Source organism: Companilactobacillus keshanensis, assembly GCF_003946205.1.
GTDB lineage: Bacteria > Bacillota > Bacilli > Lactobacillales > Lactobacillaceae > Companilactobacillus > Companilactobacillus keshanensis.
On record NZ_RHOS01000027.1, the window covers coordinates 1 to 14,910 of the forward strand.

The window sequence follows — 14,910 nt, forward strand, 5'->3', positions numbered from 1 at the left end:
GTCTCCTGTAGAATACAGGAGACAATCCATGATTTCTTAAAACTTATAAAAATGTCTAACTTTTTTATTGCACTTCAGAATGGCAGTCTTAGATTTTAATTTTGAATTTATTGTTATATTACTTATCCTAGTTTACTTTAACAGCAAATGAAGGCATGAAGTAACTTGATACTGTGGCAATCTTAACTGAGTCGCCAGGCTTTGGAGCAGCGATGTATTGATTGTTACCAAGGTAGATACCTACATGGTATGTTGAACCTTTGCTACCCCAGAATAATAGATCTCCGGCTGAAGCTTGTGATACTGATTCTTGTGTACCGGCACCCTCTTGGGCAACAGTGTATGAACCAATGCTCTTACCTAATGCTTCTTGATATACGTATGATGTGAAACCTGAGCAGTCGAAACCACTTGGTGTCTTACCACCCCATACATAAGGTGTACCAATATATTGTTTTGCAGTACTTACAACTGATTCAGCACTTGATTCTGTTGTAGCAGCTTGTGTAGATGAATCGTCAGTTGTTGCATCAGTATTTGTGTCTTTGTCTGTTTGTGCAGTGTTTGTTGTAACGTCAGATGCTTGTACCCATGCATCAGTACCGATGAAGTACCAGATGTTACCTTGGTCATCCATAGCTTCTTGGCCTACAGCCCAAGGAGTATTAGCAGCAATAGCACGTCCTGTTGTATCACCATCTTTAGAAGGTGTCTTGTAAAGCATAGCAGTCTTGTTAGCAGTAACCACTGAAGGTACGTTGTCTGTAATGATTTGTGTAGCAGCGTGTGTTGTTAGACCTGTCATACCTAAACCTGTAACTGCTAATGAAGCAGCGGCTGTAAATGAAATTAGACTCTTTTTAATTTTAGTATTCAAAATTGAAATCCCCCGAATGGTTTGTTTTTTTTGTTTGTTTTTTAAATGTTTAAATTTTCTTAATTAATGTTTCCTTATCACTCAACGATGACTATAATACTCTCCGAATATTTCAGAATTGTTACAGTAATTGTATAAGAATGTTACACTTTATTACTTTAATAATACAAAGAGCCTCTAACCACTGGTATGACAGTGATTAGAGGCTCTTTTAGAATATGACATTTACTAGATATTTAGGGCTTGCATTAGCTTATCGACGCTCATTTCAGTAACATTCATGTCTTTATTGACGATTTCGTAAGATTTACCTTGTAATTCTCGCGGTATTTTAAGGTCACGATTGAACTCTTCACTATTGATACGTTGAACGATTCGATCCGGAGTATCTCCACGTTTTTTTAATCGTTTAGCTAAGTTAGGTAGATCCAATTCCAAAAAGATCACAATTGCCTGCTTGCCATATTTCTTCTTATAAGCAATTGCTCCGGCCGTATCGACTACTATGCTAGCAACGTCAACCTTTTTCCACATTGACTCTAGCCCTTCTTCTGAAGAACCATATTTATGCCCACTATATTCGACTCGTTCCAAATAATGGTTTTCTGAAAAGCTTTTGTCTGTTTCAAAGTAATAATCAATGCCATTTCTTTCACCGGCACGCGGAATCCTAGTAGTATGGGTAATTACATTAGGTATTTGATATTTTTCTTTTAAATAGTGACTAATAGTAGTTTTTCCTGTACCACTAGCTCCAGTTATGACGATAATTTTCTTATTCATTGCGTTATCCTAGCTTTTAATTTGAATTTTCTATTCTACTATATTAATATACTATGCTGTTAAGTAAAAATTTAGGAGATCTCGTACATGAAAATAGAAGATTTGAAAGTCGGCGACATTTACGAATGTAAAGTAGATGAGGACATGGATCATCCATTCAAGGGAAAAGTCGAAAAGATTTACGAACATTCTGCTTTGATGGAAATTACTGAAAATGATCCTAAAGATAATTCCAATAAAACGGAACTAAATAATAAAATCGTTGTAAGCATCAAGAAAATGAAAAAAATCAAGTAAGCAGCAGAGGGAGTATCGTTTGACGATACTCCCTCTTTTTTATTTGTGACTAACAGTAATAAATGAACGCGCAGGCACTCTTAATACTCGATATTCAGTTGCCAAACGACCAGCCTTTAGACCTAGTCCATTGATAAAATTCTTATTATATTTAGCTTGAGCCGTTATTACATAAGCAGATTGATACTTATCATCCATCTCCTTAAATTTCTTTACAGGCCAACTGATACGCACCCCAGAAACATTAAATGGCAACGTAGCGTCAGAAATCGTAGCATCTCGACTGGAAACATTATAAGTAGAATTGTTTACCCAGTATTGATAAACATCATTATTTCCATGTGAGTTACCCTTACTGATTTTGACATAATAACCTTGACCATCATCTGTTGTTTGAATGATCATTGGTTCATATCTATAAGACATTGAAATATCTTTCTTACTACTCAAATCAGCATTTGAAAATAGGCAAGCATAAAGCATCCCTACGACTGCTGCAATAACAATAACAATTTCAATTAAGTCGGTCAAAACTGTTTTCCAAGTAATTTTTTCTTTTTTCACTACCAAAAGTTTTAGATGTCGATTTCTTATATTGAAGACGACCCAAACTAGCAAGGCAATGACAATAATCCATGCAATAATCCCTATTAAATTCCAAGAACTCATAATTTTCTCCCAACTAAAATTAATTGTCTGAAGTACTTTCAATTTTAACTAATAAACCTATAATAGTCATTACGGTAATTTTACCACGATTTAGAATAATTATATAAAAACCAGAGCTTATCTAAAAGCAATATCACCGCTTAACTCTGTCATACATCATATAGTATATTATTGAAATTTCAGTAACAATATGTTGTGCTAAGTAGAACAAATGTTTTATACTAGAGCATGACATTAACATCAAAAAGAGGTATCAGAACATGAACAACATAATCGTATATAGCAAAAACAATTGCATGCAATGCAAGATGACAAAGAGATTTCTCAGTGAACATAACGTTAACTTTGAAGAAAGAAATATCAACCAAGACCCAAAATATTTGGACTTCTTAAAACAACAAGGCTTCAAGAGTGTGCCGATCGTTATGCAAGATAATAATGACCCTATCGTGGGCTTTCGTCCAGACAGTTTAAAGGAACTTGTAGGCTAATGGTCGACATCGCCTTCTACTCAATTACCGGCCAAACAAGACACTTTGTAAATAAACTTGGTCTAACAGGATATGAAATAAACGATGCCGATCCATTCCACGAAATGGGTCGGCAATTTGTACTTATTGTCCCTGCTTACGATGATGATATGATGGATTCAGTGGTCGATTTTCTTCAATATAAGACTAACAAAACTAATTGTATCGCTGTTGCTGGCGGTGGTAATCGAAACTTTAATACTTTGTATAACCATACTGCAAGAGATATAGCTACTGGACTAGATGTCCCAGTTGTTTTCGAGTTTGAATTTAATGGTACCAATAAAGACGTAGAAAATTTTAAGAAAGTAGTGACTGACCTTGGGACTAAATAATCTAGATGTAACTAAAGTAACTTACTTTAAATTAAATAATGAGATCAACATTCCCGTAGATGGTAAGATCCCTTTAAATAAAGACCGTGAAGCTATCAAAGCTTTCTTCAATGAAAATGTTGAGCCTAATACTAAAAAGTTTGCTTCCTTCAAGGAACATATCGACTATTTGATCGATAATAATTTCATCGAAAAAGAAGTAATCAGTCAATATCCATTTGATTTCATTGAAAAACTTTATCAAGAACTACTCGATAAACATTTCCAATTCAAATCATTTATGGCAGCCTACAAACTTTTTAACCAATATATTCTAAAAACTGATGATGGTGATCTATATTTAGAGAACTATGAAATGAGAATTCTTTTTAATGCCCTTTTATATGCTCATGGTGACCAAGTTTTAGCTCAAACCTTAGCTATCGAAATGATCGAACAACGTTACCAACCTGCTACACCTTCATTTTTAAATGCTGGTAGAAAACGCCGTGGAGAATATGTATCTTGTTTCCTATTACAAGTTACCGATGATATGAACAGTATCGGTCGCACGATCAACAGTGCCCTTCAGTTGTCACGAATCGGTGGTGGTGTTGGTATTACTCTCTCTAACTTGCGTGAATCAGGTTCACCCATCAAAGGTGTTGTCAATTCGTCATCTGGTGTCCTACCAGTTATGAAATTACTAGAAGACAGTTTCAGTTATAGTAATCAACTTGGTCAAAGACAAGGTGCCGGTGCGGTTTACTTGAACGTTTTCCATCCTGATATTATTGACTTTCTTTCTGCTAAAAAGGAAAATGCTGACGAAAAGATCCGTGTTAAAACGCTCTCTTTAGGTGTTATCGTACCTGATAAATATTACGAATTGGTCAGAAATGATGAAGACATGTATTTATTCAGCCCATATTCAGTTGAACGAGTTTACAATAAGCCTTTCTCATATATTGATATCACTAAAGAGTATGACAATATGGTCGCTGATCCTCGTATCAAGAAATACAAGATCAATGCTCGTGAACTAGAAGATGAAATCAGTAAGTTGCAACAAGAATCTGGTTATCCATATGTTCTAAATATCGATACTGTTAATCGCGACAATCCGATCGACGGTAAAGTCATTATGAGTAATCTTTGTACTGAGATCCAGCAAGTACAGACTCCCTCAGAGATCAATGATGCTCAAGAATACGTCAAAATGGGTACTGATGTCAGCTGTAATTTGGCTTCAACAAATATCTACAATATGATGAAAACACCTGATTTTGGTAAGTCGATCCGTGCCATGACTCGTGCCTTAACATATGTCAGTGATGTTTCAAATATTCAAGCAGTACCTTCAGTTGCCAATGGTAACAAGCTTAATCATTCAATCGGTTTAGGTGCTATGGGGCTGCATACTTATTTAGCCAGCCAACATATTGAATATGGCTCAGATGAATCAATTGAATTTATTGGTGTTTACTTTATGCTATTAAATTACTGGACTTTAGTTGAAAGCAACGAGATTGCTAAAGAACGTAAGGAAACATTTTATAACTTTGATAAATCAGATTACGCAAATGGATCATACTTTGACAAGTACACAAACACTAATTTTGCGCCAAAATCCGAACTTGTGAAAAAACTATTTGCAGGAATTGATATTCCTGGACCAGCTGAATGGACTAAACTAAAAGATAACGTGATGGAATCCGGTTTATACAATGCCTATCGTTTGGCAGTTGCCCCTAACGGATCAATTTCTTACATTAACAACACAAGTGCCAGCTTACAACCTGTCACTCGTTTAGTTGAAGAAAGACAAGAGAAAAAGAATGGGAAACTCTATTTCCCAGCCCCATTACTAGATAATGAAACAATTAAATTTTATAAATCAGCCTATGATACTGATATGCGTAAGGTTATTGACATTTATGCTTCAGCCCAAGAACATGTCGATCAAGGTATGAGTTTGACACTTTTCATGCGTTCAGAAATTCCAGAAGGAATCTACGAATGGAAGACGGATTCTAAACAAACAACGCGTGATCTAAGTATTTTACGTAATTATGCCTACTATAAGGGTATCAAATCACTATATTACGTCAGAACATTTACAGAGAACAATGATGAAATCGGTAGCAATGAATGTGAAAGCTGCTCAATTTAGGAGGAATTTTTAAATGGTTGATACGTATTATAAGGCCATGAATTGGAATAAGATTGAGGATGTCGTGGATAAAGCTACGTGGGAAAAGTTGACTTCTCAGTTCTGGCTAGATACACGTATACCTTTATCCAATGATTTAGACGATTGGCGCACTCTAAGTAAGCCCGAACAGACGGTTGTCGGACACGTTTTTGGTGGTCTGACTCTACTTGATACTCTACAATCTCAAGATGGTATCCAAGCTATGCTCAAAAATGTTCGTACTCAAGCAGAAACGGCCGTTTTTAATAACATTCAATTCATGGAATCAGTCCATGCTAAAAGTTATTCATCAATTTTTAGTACTTTGAACAGTGCCGAAGAAATCGAAGAAATTTTTGAGTGGACTGATCACAATGAGCATCTTCAAAAGAAGGCCAAGTTCATTAATGATGTTTACCAAAATGGTACATCTTTAGAGAAAAAAGTTGCCAGCGTTTTCCTAGAGAGTTTCTTATTCTATTCTGGTTTTTATACACCACTTTATTACTTAGGTAATAATAAATTAGCCAACGTGGCTGAAATAATTAAATTGATTATTCGTGATGAATCAGTCCACGGTACTTACATTGGTTACAAATTCCAATTAGGATTTAACGACCTAGATTCTGATGAGCAAGATAAAATGCGTGACTGGATGTATGACTTCTTATATCAACTTTATGATAATGAAGAACAATATACTAAGTCACTTTATGAGGAAGTCGGCTGGGTTGATGAAGTTATGGTCTTCTTAAGATATAACGCTAATAAAGCTTTGATGAATCTTGGACAAAGTCCGCTCTTTCCAGATGGTAATGCTGAGGATGTCAATCCTATCGTTATGAACGGTATCTCAACTGGTACCAGCAACCATGACTTCTTCTCACAAGTTGGTAATGGCTATCTTATGGGTAAAGTTGAAGCTATGAAGGATTCCGACTATGACATTGGTCTAAAAGATGGCAATTCATTAATTAACAAATTAAAAAAATAATGATCGTTCAAAAAGGAGACAACGTGTATACGCTGTCTCCTTTTTATTTTGATTGAATTTTAGTGATTGATTTTGCCAGATATCTTTCAAATAAACTATACATAACCACCAGATTCAATTTTAGTAATAACCGCTCTGGCGTCATCAGTCGTTTTAGTAGACATCAAATCATTGCGGATTTCTGCAGCATGTTTCATCCCTCGAACATAAACTTTAAAGAATCGTTGTAAAGGGGCAAAATGTCCCGGAATACCTTTAGCAACAAATTCATCATACAAGTCTAGCTGATACTTCAATAAACTCAATAACTCTTCACCTGAATGCTCATGCGGAATTTTTTCAAAAGCAAATGGATTAGTGAAAATCCCTCGCCCAATCATAATTCCATCAATTCCAGGATGTTCTTTTGCTATCTTCATCCCTGCTTGATAATCAGCAATATCACCATTTATTTGTAATAAAGTATCCGGAGATATTTCATCACGCATACGGGCGATATCATCTATTAACTCATAATGAGCTGGAACTTTACTCATCTCTTCACGGGTACGCAAGTGTACTGTTAAAACTGGAGCTTTCTGCTTCAATAAAAATGGGATCCATTCTTTATATTCATCAATTTCACTGTAACCGATTCTTGTTTTAATAGTCACGGGAAGATCAGTTTCACGAGCACCATCAATGACTCTTTGCGCTGTATCAAAGTGACGGATTAAATCACTTCCGCTATGATTTTTGATAACTGCAATATCTGGACAACCCATATTTAGGTCAATTGCTTCATATCCATCTTTTTTTACTTCTTCAACAGCTCTGGCAAAGTCATCTTTATTATTACCCCAGAGTTGGACGATAGGTTTAGGATTCTCCGCTGGATCGATGTATAGACGTCCCTTGGTTGTCTTCTTGGCAATCGGATGTGTAATACTTAGCGCATTGGTAAATTCCGTATAAAAGACATCCGGGGCAGATGCCTTAGCGATTACTCGACGAAAAACTGATCCAGTCACAGCCTCCATCGGTGCTAAACTAAAAAATGGACGATCTTCAGATTTAGCTTTTTTTATAACATTGTTCCAGTATTCTGAATTGGTCACAAACTCATCTCCTGAATTTTGTTTTTGATTTAATACTATATTTAGGCAAAATAAATACCATAATTTTATTATCACGACTAACAATTGTATGGCACTTTCTTTATTGATGCTATCTTTTTGGCTTTAAAACAATCTGATTATCACGACTCCACAGACCATAACTAGCAAACTAATAATTTGTGCTACAGTAATTGGATTTTTCTTTGATTCTAAAATTCCAAATTGATCGATCAGTAAACTACCTATCATCAAACCCAACAGAATAATAACAACCGACAATCCTGTCCCGACAATTGGAACTAAGTAAACGTTACCCAAAATATATAAAGCACCAATAATCCCACCGATCCACATCCACCAGGGATTCCTTTTTTCAGATTTTATCATCTGTAGTTTGGGACGAGTAATTATAACAATAACCAAAATACAGAGTGTTCCGATCAAAAAAGAAAAGAATGCAGCTTTGACGGTGGAATGCAGCACACCTCCCAGATGTCCGTTAATGGCCGCCTGAGCCGCACTTAACATCCCTGCAATAATGCCAAATAATCTCCAAATAAATAGTCCAGAACTCTCACTATCCATTTTGTGATGTCTTTTATTGATCAATTCGTTAATCGAAACAGCTCCTATTACTCCAAGTAAAACTAAAATCGCTCCCAAGATCCTGATTAAAGTCAGAGGATCCTTTAAGGAATAGAATAAACCGAAATTATCCACGATAAGTCCCATTATTATTTGTCCTAAAACTGGCATGATAACTGTTTGAACACTACCTAATTTCGGAAATAAAAGAATATTAGCTGTTAAATATGTAACCCCAAAAATGCCACCGATCCACAACCAAATCGGTTCTTCTGAGAAGAGTCTTAGAGGGAAGAATAAACTATGATCGGCTATTAACGTTATTATTGCCAGCAATATTGTTCCAATCGTAAACGACGTTAACGATGCTAAAAAAGGTGAACCTAAAGCAATTTTCAATCTAGAATTAATACTGGTTTGAATGGGAAGTCCTATCCCAATAATCAATCCAATCATAATGGCTAACACATAATCATCCCTCTCATATTCATTTCATTGTACTCAAAAAAGCTTACCACATGTAAAATGGCAAACTTTTTTTAACTTCTATATCCGAGTAACATGGCGATGATCAAAATTACGAGAACAACTGTCGTAATTACCACGTACATCGTATCTTTTTCTTTGTAAAACGCATATATCGAAACTACAACTCGAAGTACTGGCGTTAGGATCAATAAAAATATTCCCAGCATAATGATTGCATAAGATTTACCAGCAACAATACCATTTATAATGGTACTGAATCTGGTTGGAAAACCCTCTGAATAACCACTGCCATTTAGGAAATAAAGCATGATACCAATAACGATCACGATTGCCGAAGTGACAACCCCGATCCGTAGTATCTTACCGATAATTAATTCAACTTTTCTCATTTCTTCATGCATTAGAAGTTCACCCCAAATCCCTTAAGAACCATTTGAACACCCATATACAAAATAATTGGGATAAAGATCATTCGAATAATTTTTGGTTTGAGTACTTGCATAATCCTGGCACCGACTGTCGCACCAATCAAAACACCTATTGCCAAGGGTCCTGCAATATCAGGTCTGATAGAACCATTAAAGAAGTAAACTGTAGCACTCGCAGCAGCAGTTACCCCCATCATTAAGTTACTAGTGGCACTAGAAGGTTTTAATGGCATTTTCATAATTGTATCCATAGCGATAACTTTGAAAGCACCACTACCGATACCCAATAATCCACTGGCTAAACCAGCAGCCCACATCATAATAAAACCACCTGGAACATTTTTCATCGAATAATCAACTTGTTTTTGTTCCGATTTATCATAGTAAGTATTTGCTAAATTAAGTTTATCTACGATCGGATCATGACCCATGTAGACATTCTCACCTTTTTTATCCATCAACTTACGAACCATATTATAGGTTGAATAAAGTAAGAAGAATCCAAACAGTACATACAAAAACGAACTTGAGAATAGTCCTACCAAGAGAGCACCCATGATTGCTCCGACGGTCGTCGCTATTTCCAAAAACATCGCTACACGAAGATTCAGCATATCGTCTTTTAAATAAGCGATAGTTGAACCCGAACTCGTTGCAATAACAGAAATAATACTAGCACCAATTGCATATTTGATATCTAAACCCATCATAATAGTTAAAATCGGCGTAATGATCATCCCTCCACCGATACCTAGAATTGCTCCTAGACATCCGGCAAATAATCCCATTAATAATATCAGTAACATTGAATTCATTACTTTTCCTCGATTTCTGATTCATCCTTTTTATTGAAGTTTTCTAAACTAGTTTGATAGTTCTCTTTCATTATATCTAAAGTTTTTTTGATTTCATCATTTTCTAGCTTATTTTCTGAAATTAAATCAATATGAAATTTTGAGGCATTCAAATAATCGCATCTTGTCGAGAGATAGATTTTAGTTTCTGCTTCAGCATCATCATCGAAGAAATGAGTAACCTTTTTAGCATCATCAAATGGCAAATTAATAATCCCTGTTTCCAAGTAAAAATCTATATCAAATTCAGCATCTGCCACATGGATCATAACTTGTGACAATTCATCTTTCTCTAATTGATCCTTAGCTTGTTCAACGACCCAAGTATCAGCTTGCAAAAGATCATCTTTACTTATTTCATAATGATTTTGCTTGAATTCACCTTCTTGAACTTTTTCCATAAAATCTTTAACGTTTATTTTCATAATATTCTCCTATTGATCATGCTGTAAAAACTTTTCCACAGCTTTTTGATAATTAACTGAATCGATATAGTAGCTACGAATATGCACACCCTGACTGACATATATTTCTTTATAAAATTGTCCACAAGTGTATAACTTTTCTTCCATTGAGAACGGAACCGTAAAATCTTTTTGCCCGTGCATAAATAGCATTGGAATTTTATTATGCTCCAATGCTCTCATGCAATCGGACTGTTTATAAAAAAAACCAGCTCGTAGTTTAGAAATCAACGATATTCCGTCGATCAGCAAACGACCTTTAATATGATACATATTTTGTGCGTGATAAGACAAAATGTCCTTGGTACTAGTATATCCGGAATCCTCAATAATTGCTTTGACCTTACCGGACACCTTGGGACTCGTCAGCATAACCGTGGCAGCCCCCATAGATGCACCAAACAAAATAATTTCCTCATTAGGACGTCTGTCTTTTAATTCATCTATCCAATCGATCAAATCAAGACTTTCGATATAACCGTAGCCCATATACTTTCCTGAACTTTTGCCGGCCGCCTGATTGTCGATCTGCAAAATATTATAACCTAAATTATAAAATAATTGAGCATGAATATTTAACGAGCTATGATCGACCGCAAAACCATGAACTAAAATCACAGTCGTATTAGTGGTTTTTTTTGCCTCGGTAAACCAAGCATAAAGTTCATTCTGATTAAATTTTGAATTAATTTTCCATTCTGATTTTTCTACTTTTATGAAATCAGCTGTTTTATCATCTAATCCCGGATCCCTTTTTATATCAGGAGGATTAGAACCCAATGCACTTGATCCTCTTTTTTGAATATATGAAAAGAAAACATTCAAGATCAAAAAAATCAATAACAACAATATTAATACGAAAATAATTAGTATCATAGTTACTCCTATTCTAATTCTTTAATACCTGTCATCGTCGCAGCAACTAACAGCATCATTATAGTAATTGCGTAGAACATATGACCAAACGTCAACCAAGTAACAACTAAACTACCGACATAAGGTCCTAGAGCTCTACCTAAAGAACCAAACATACTATAGAAACTTTGAAACGTTCCACGATTCTTATTAGTTGAAAATTTGCTTAATAAAGCTGGAATAGTTGGAAAGACCATTGATTCACCCACGGTAACAATCAACATACTAATGACAAATGCCATATAGGTTTTAGCAGTTGGTAAAACCAAGAATGATAATCCCATGATCGAAATTCCTATGAGTAATTGTGTCTTTAGATATTTAAATATCTTTGAAATCACACGATTCATTAATGGTTGAATGATCAACAATGAACCCGCATTAATTGTAAATGTTAAACCATACTCACGAGTGGTGAAGCCCTTATTAAGCATATAAACGGACATATTACTATCCCATTGTGAGTATCCGATCCAAACAATCAAGATAGCTACACAGAGAATAATAATATTTAATCTAAATCTACGGAAACCAATTTTAATACGTGGATCTTCAACATCATCACTGACAGAATGTCCAGGTTTCACTTTATGTTCACTTTGCTCTTCAAAAATATTAGCTTTAAATGCCAAAATAATTATACATAGAATAAAAATAAGTACTGGAATAAAGAAGGTCAAAAAAATACTAGCATTAAAGATAAATCCAACAGCAGTAGATCCAATCGCTATACCCAAATTTGCAGCCAAATACATATTATTGAAAATAATTCGACTATCCCCGACCATCTGCTCCGCTGCTAAAGCTGTATAGGCATTGATGGCAGTATAAGATATTCCATACCGAATCCTAAAAGAATTAAGTATACAACGTATGATGGCCATATATGGTGAAAAGACATGACAACCAACGAGAATACGGAAATAAAATATCCTATATATAACGTCCAACGCTTAGAAAATCTATCAAACATAACTCCGCCCAGCGCATTACCGACCATCATCAAAACAGAATATACCATCAATGCAAAACCAGCAGTAGTAAGTGGCTCATGCAGATTCTTATTAATAAAGATCGTATTAACCGGCAATATAAATCCCATCACCATGTTAAAAGTCATATTCAAAATCAATAACCATTTCCTTTGTGACCTCATATCTCTCACCTCTTCTAAAATTCTTCATAAAAAAAGCCATGGTTTTCACCATGGCTAACGGTAGTACTCTATACGAGCAATCAGCATGTCGGTTCACACGACTACTGAAGATATCGCTCACAATACGGTGAGTGGTGCATGATATCCTACCACAAGTGCCGTCCAAATTCGGCGGCTCTCGACTCATCGCACATTCACCATCATAATATATTATTTGCCAAGTTGCAACAGCAACAACTTAAAGATCTGGGTTCTGTTCAACCTTCTCTTCTGTCCAAATTTTATAAATCAAATTGAGTAATCCACCCATTTGACCATCAACACCGTTGTACATCCAACGATAAACACAGGCATCTTTTTTCATCTGATCTTCAGGAAGATCGGCACTATTAGCAGTAACAATAATGTCCGCATCCTTAGAGTCACTAACAATCTTAGCATATGGTAAAGATTGAAGTGTTACTGAAAGATCTGAGTAAACTAAGAAGAAAGACTCAAGTTCAAGATAAATTTTAACTTTTAGATTCTTGTTATATAGAGAGAAGAATCTGTAAGCAATCGAGTAGAGTGCTTCTGAAATAAGTTTTGATTTACCTTTCAAAGAATTATATTTATCACGCAGCATTAAGTGTTGAACCGTTGATTCTACTTTACTTTCAAGGTTTTCATCTCGAATTTTACTTACTGCATCACCAAAACCAGAGAACAAGTTCAGGATTTCAATATACTTGTGGTCAAGAGCCAAAACGCCAATGATACAAGTAGTTAAATTATACTTATAACGTAAAAATTCTTTATGTGATAAAGCTAATTCCGAAACAGTTTGTTCAACATCAATTGGAATTAAATCTAGGAAATCATCAATAAAATTAGCAAATAAAGGATTATACCTTACTAATTGCTTAGAAACGGTTTGTAGATACTCACTTGAGACTTCAAATGTAGTAGGAACACACATCAAAAGAATGTAGAAGTCAGCTGATTGGAACATTTGTTCCTCGTAACTAACATCCTCTTTAATTGCACGTTTTAACTCACGAACTCTCTCATTACCAGTATCCCCTTCAAGCATAGGACTGGCACCTTCAAAAATATTAGGGAATGGATAGTTAATCACATTCAAAGCATCCATATTTTGCATATGGTTACCATCAATAATTCTATACAAATGAGCCATAACCACATATGCATAGAATAATTTAGTAATATGATTAATTGTCTTCATACGATATTTATCTAATGCAATATCGACAACTTTAAAAGCAGTCTCTTGAGTAAAGTCCTCAAAAGGCCAGATATATCCACGAGTTGCATTCCAATATAGGGCAGCAATCGACAAACGAATAGCCTCTTCGTCACCAACAAAACGCATAGGTTCGTATGCAATACGAACACCAAAACGCTTTAGATAACTTCTTACCGGCTTCAAATGACGTAAAACAGTTGCCTTACTACTATTCATACTAGTATAAAAATGTTTAAACGAAGTCTCTGTACCCTTAACAATTGAGTCCATAAACTTATAGCCATCAGAATTAGTAGTCAAATAAGAATGATAGGCATCACGAGTCACAGCAAACATTTCTTCTACTTCATACTCATCTTTACCAAGAATTTCTTTAAAGTCTTCCTGTATGCCTAAAAACGTGTTATAAACACTTCCATAACTCTTGTTCATTTGATAAGCGGCCTTACGAAGATTTATATCCTTCACCACTACATGTCTATTTCGGTATGTTCCGATCAGATCGGCACTTGCCAGTTGACTGGTTCTTATAAGTCTGATCTTATTAAATAATTGAATTTTTTCAATTTCGGATTTTGATAAAAATAAGTCAGTAAAACTATCCAAAATGTTCACCCCCGTAGTTGTTATTATATTATAGTAAAAAACACACTATTTTTTTATTAGTATTACCTTCATGATACCTACTAAAAGGATTAATACTCAGATGAGTTTTAATTTTTTGTTAGGCAGCATGACTGTTAAAACAGCATTTCTAACACACACATTTAATAGTATTAAAAGAATATTAAATATAACATATCTAATAAGATATTTTACGCCTTATGTTCAATATGTATAGTCTTTTTTAATCATTATATAATAATTATAAACAAAGAATATAAAAAGATCTTAAAAAAGCACAAAAAAAAGGAAGGACATTTGTCCTTCCTTTTAGAATTGCGTGGCAACTACCTATCCTTGCGGGTAGTTTCCCACCAACTACTTTCGGCGTTAAGAAGCTTAACTTCTGTGTTCG

At 35.0% G+C, this 14,910-nt stretch carries 17 protein-coding genes; 5 read left to right on the forward strand and 12 right to left on the reverse strand.

The window, feature by feature from the left end:
- Positions 1-127 precede the first annotated feature (127 nt).
- Together EKM64_RS10655 and EKM64_RS10660 are read right to left on the reverse strand one after the other, a co-directional pair.
- On the reverse strand, positions 128-877 hold the full coding sequence (locus EKM64_RS10655; RefSeq protein WP_225421011.1) for a C40 family peptidase: 750 nt from the start codon (positions 875-877) through the stop codon (positions 128-130).
- Between the two features lie 228 nt (positions 878-1,105).
- Positions 1,106-1,660, reverse strand: coding sequence for a guanylate kinase (locus EKM64_RS10660; protein WP_125678388.1), 555 nt, complete (start codon positions 1,658-1,660; stop codon positions 1,106-1,108).
- Positions 1,661-1,747: 87 nt separating this feature from the next.
- Here EKM64_RS10660 and EKM64_RS10665 point away from each other — a divergent pair, with 87 nt between their 5' ends.
- Positions 1,748-1,957 carry a DUF2187 domain-containing protein gene (locus EKM64_RS10665; RefSeq protein ID WP_125678390.1) on the forward strand — a complete coding sequence of 70 codons (210 nt, stop codon included), beginning with the start codon at positions 1,748-1,750 and terminating at the stop codon, positions 1,955-1,957.
- Between the two features lie 39 nt (positions 1,958-1,996).
- Here EKM64_RS10665 and EKM64_RS10670 read toward each other — a convergent pair whose 3' ends face one another.
- Positions 1,997-2,626 (reverse strand): LVIS_2131 family protein, encoded by a 630-nt coding sequence (locus EKM64_RS10670; RefSeq protein ID WP_125678392.1) that lies wholly within the window; start codon positions 2,624-2,626, stop codon positions 1,997-1,999.
- Between the two features lie 260 nt (positions 2,627-2,886).
- Here EKM64_RS10670 and nrdH point away from each other — a divergent pair, with 260 nt between their 5' ends.
- The 4 genes from nrdH to nrdF are packed head-to-tail and all read left to right on the forward strand — an operon-like array spanning position 2,887 to position 6,658.
- A complete protein-coding gene (gene nrdH, locus EKM64_RS10675; RefSeq protein ID WP_125678394.1) occupies positions 2,887-3,117 on the forward strand; it encodes a glutaredoxin-like protein NrdH in 231 nt (76 codons plus the stop codon).
- Entirely contained in the window at positions 3,117-3,491 is a 375-nt protein-coding gene (locus tag EKM64_RS10680; RefSeq protein ID WP_125678396.1) for a ribonucleotide reductase stimulatory protein, read from the forward strand. The genes nrdH and EKM64_RS10680 overlap by 1 nt, the downstream gene beginning before the upstream one ends.
- Positions 3,478-5,643 (forward strand): class 1b ribonucleoside-diphosphate reductase subunit alpha, encoded by a 2,166-nt coding sequence (gene nrdE, locus EKM64_RS10685; protein ID WP_125678398.1) that lies wholly within the window; start codon positions 3,478-3,480, stop codon positions 5,641-5,643. Before EKM64_RS10680 ends, nrdE begins: the two co-directional genes overlap by 14 nt.
- A 13-nt stretch (positions 5,644-5,656) precedes the next feature.
- Positions 5,657-6,658: a class 1b ribonucleoside-diphosphate reductase subunit beta gene (gene nrdF, locus EKM64_RS10690; protein WP_125678400.1), complete on the forward strand. Its 1,002-nt coding sequence runs from the start codon at positions 5,657-5,659 to the stop codon at positions 6,656-6,658.
- Between the two features lie 95 nt (positions 6,659-6,753).
- Here nrdF and EKM64_RS10695 read toward each other — a convergent pair whose 3' ends face one another.
- The 9 genes from EKM64_RS10695 to EKM64_RS10730 all read right to left on the reverse strand — a co-directional run bounded on the left by EKM64_RS10695 (position 6,754) and on the right by EKM64_RS10730 (position 14,498).
- Positions 6,754-7,755: a tRNA dihydrouridine synthase gene (locus tag EKM64_RS10695; protein ID WP_125678402.1), complete on the reverse strand. Its 1,002-nt coding sequence runs from the start codon at positions 7,753-7,755 to the stop codon at positions 6,754-6,756.
- Positions 7,756-7,878: 123 nt separating this feature from the next.
- Positions 7,879-8,808 carry a DMT family transporter gene (locus EKM64_RS10700; protein WP_225421012.1) on the reverse strand — a complete coding sequence of 310 codons (930 nt, stop codon included), beginning with the start codon at positions 8,806-8,808 and terminating at the stop codon, positions 7,879-7,881.
- Between the two features lie 71 nt (positions 8,809-8,879).
- A complete protein-coding gene (locus EKM64_RS10705; protein ID WP_125678404.1) occupies positions 8,880-9,230 on the reverse strand; it encodes a DUF1634 domain-containing protein in 351 nt (116 codons plus the stop codon).
- Complete coding sequence (locus EKM64_RS10710; RefSeq protein WP_125678406.1) at positions 9,230-10,072, reverse strand: sulfite exporter TauE/SafE family protein; 843 nt, start codon at positions 10,070-10,072, stop codon at positions 9,230-9,232. Before EKM64_RS10710 ends, EKM64_RS10705 begins: the two co-directional genes overlap by 1 nt.
- Complete coding sequence (locus EKM64_RS10715) at positions 10,072-10,536, reverse strand: hypothetical protein (RefSeq protein ID WP_125678408.1); 465 nt, start codon at positions 10,534-10,536, stop codon at positions 10,072-10,074. Before EKM64_RS10715 ends, EKM64_RS10710 begins: the two co-directional genes overlap by 1 nt.
- A gap of 9 nt (positions 10,537-10,545) precedes the next feature.
- Positions 10,546-11,451, reverse strand: a complete 906-nt coding sequence (locus tag EKM64_RS10720) for an alpha/beta hydrolase (protein WP_125678410.1) — start codon at positions 11,449-11,451, stop codon at positions 10,546-10,548.
- A gap of 8 nt (positions 11,452-11,459) precedes the next feature.
- Entirely contained in the window at positions 11,460-12,374 is a 915-nt protein-coding gene (locus tag EKM64_RS10725) for an MFS transporter (protein ID WP_318530746.1), read from the reverse strand.
- Entirely contained in the window at positions 12,290-12,646 is a 357-nt protein-coding gene (locus tag EKM64_RS11685; protein ID WP_263852843.1) for an MFS transporter, read from the reverse strand. Before EKM64_RS11685 ends, EKM64_RS10725 begins: the two co-directional genes overlap by 85 nt.
- A gap of 238 nt (positions 12,647-12,884) precedes the next feature.
- Positions 12,885-14,498, reverse strand: a complete 1,614-nt coding sequence (locus tag EKM64_RS10730; RefSeq protein WP_125678412.1) for a helix-turn-helix domain-containing protein — start codon at positions 14,496-14,498, stop codon at positions 12,885-12,887.
- Between the last annotated feature and the right edge of the window lie 412 nt (positions 14,499-14,910).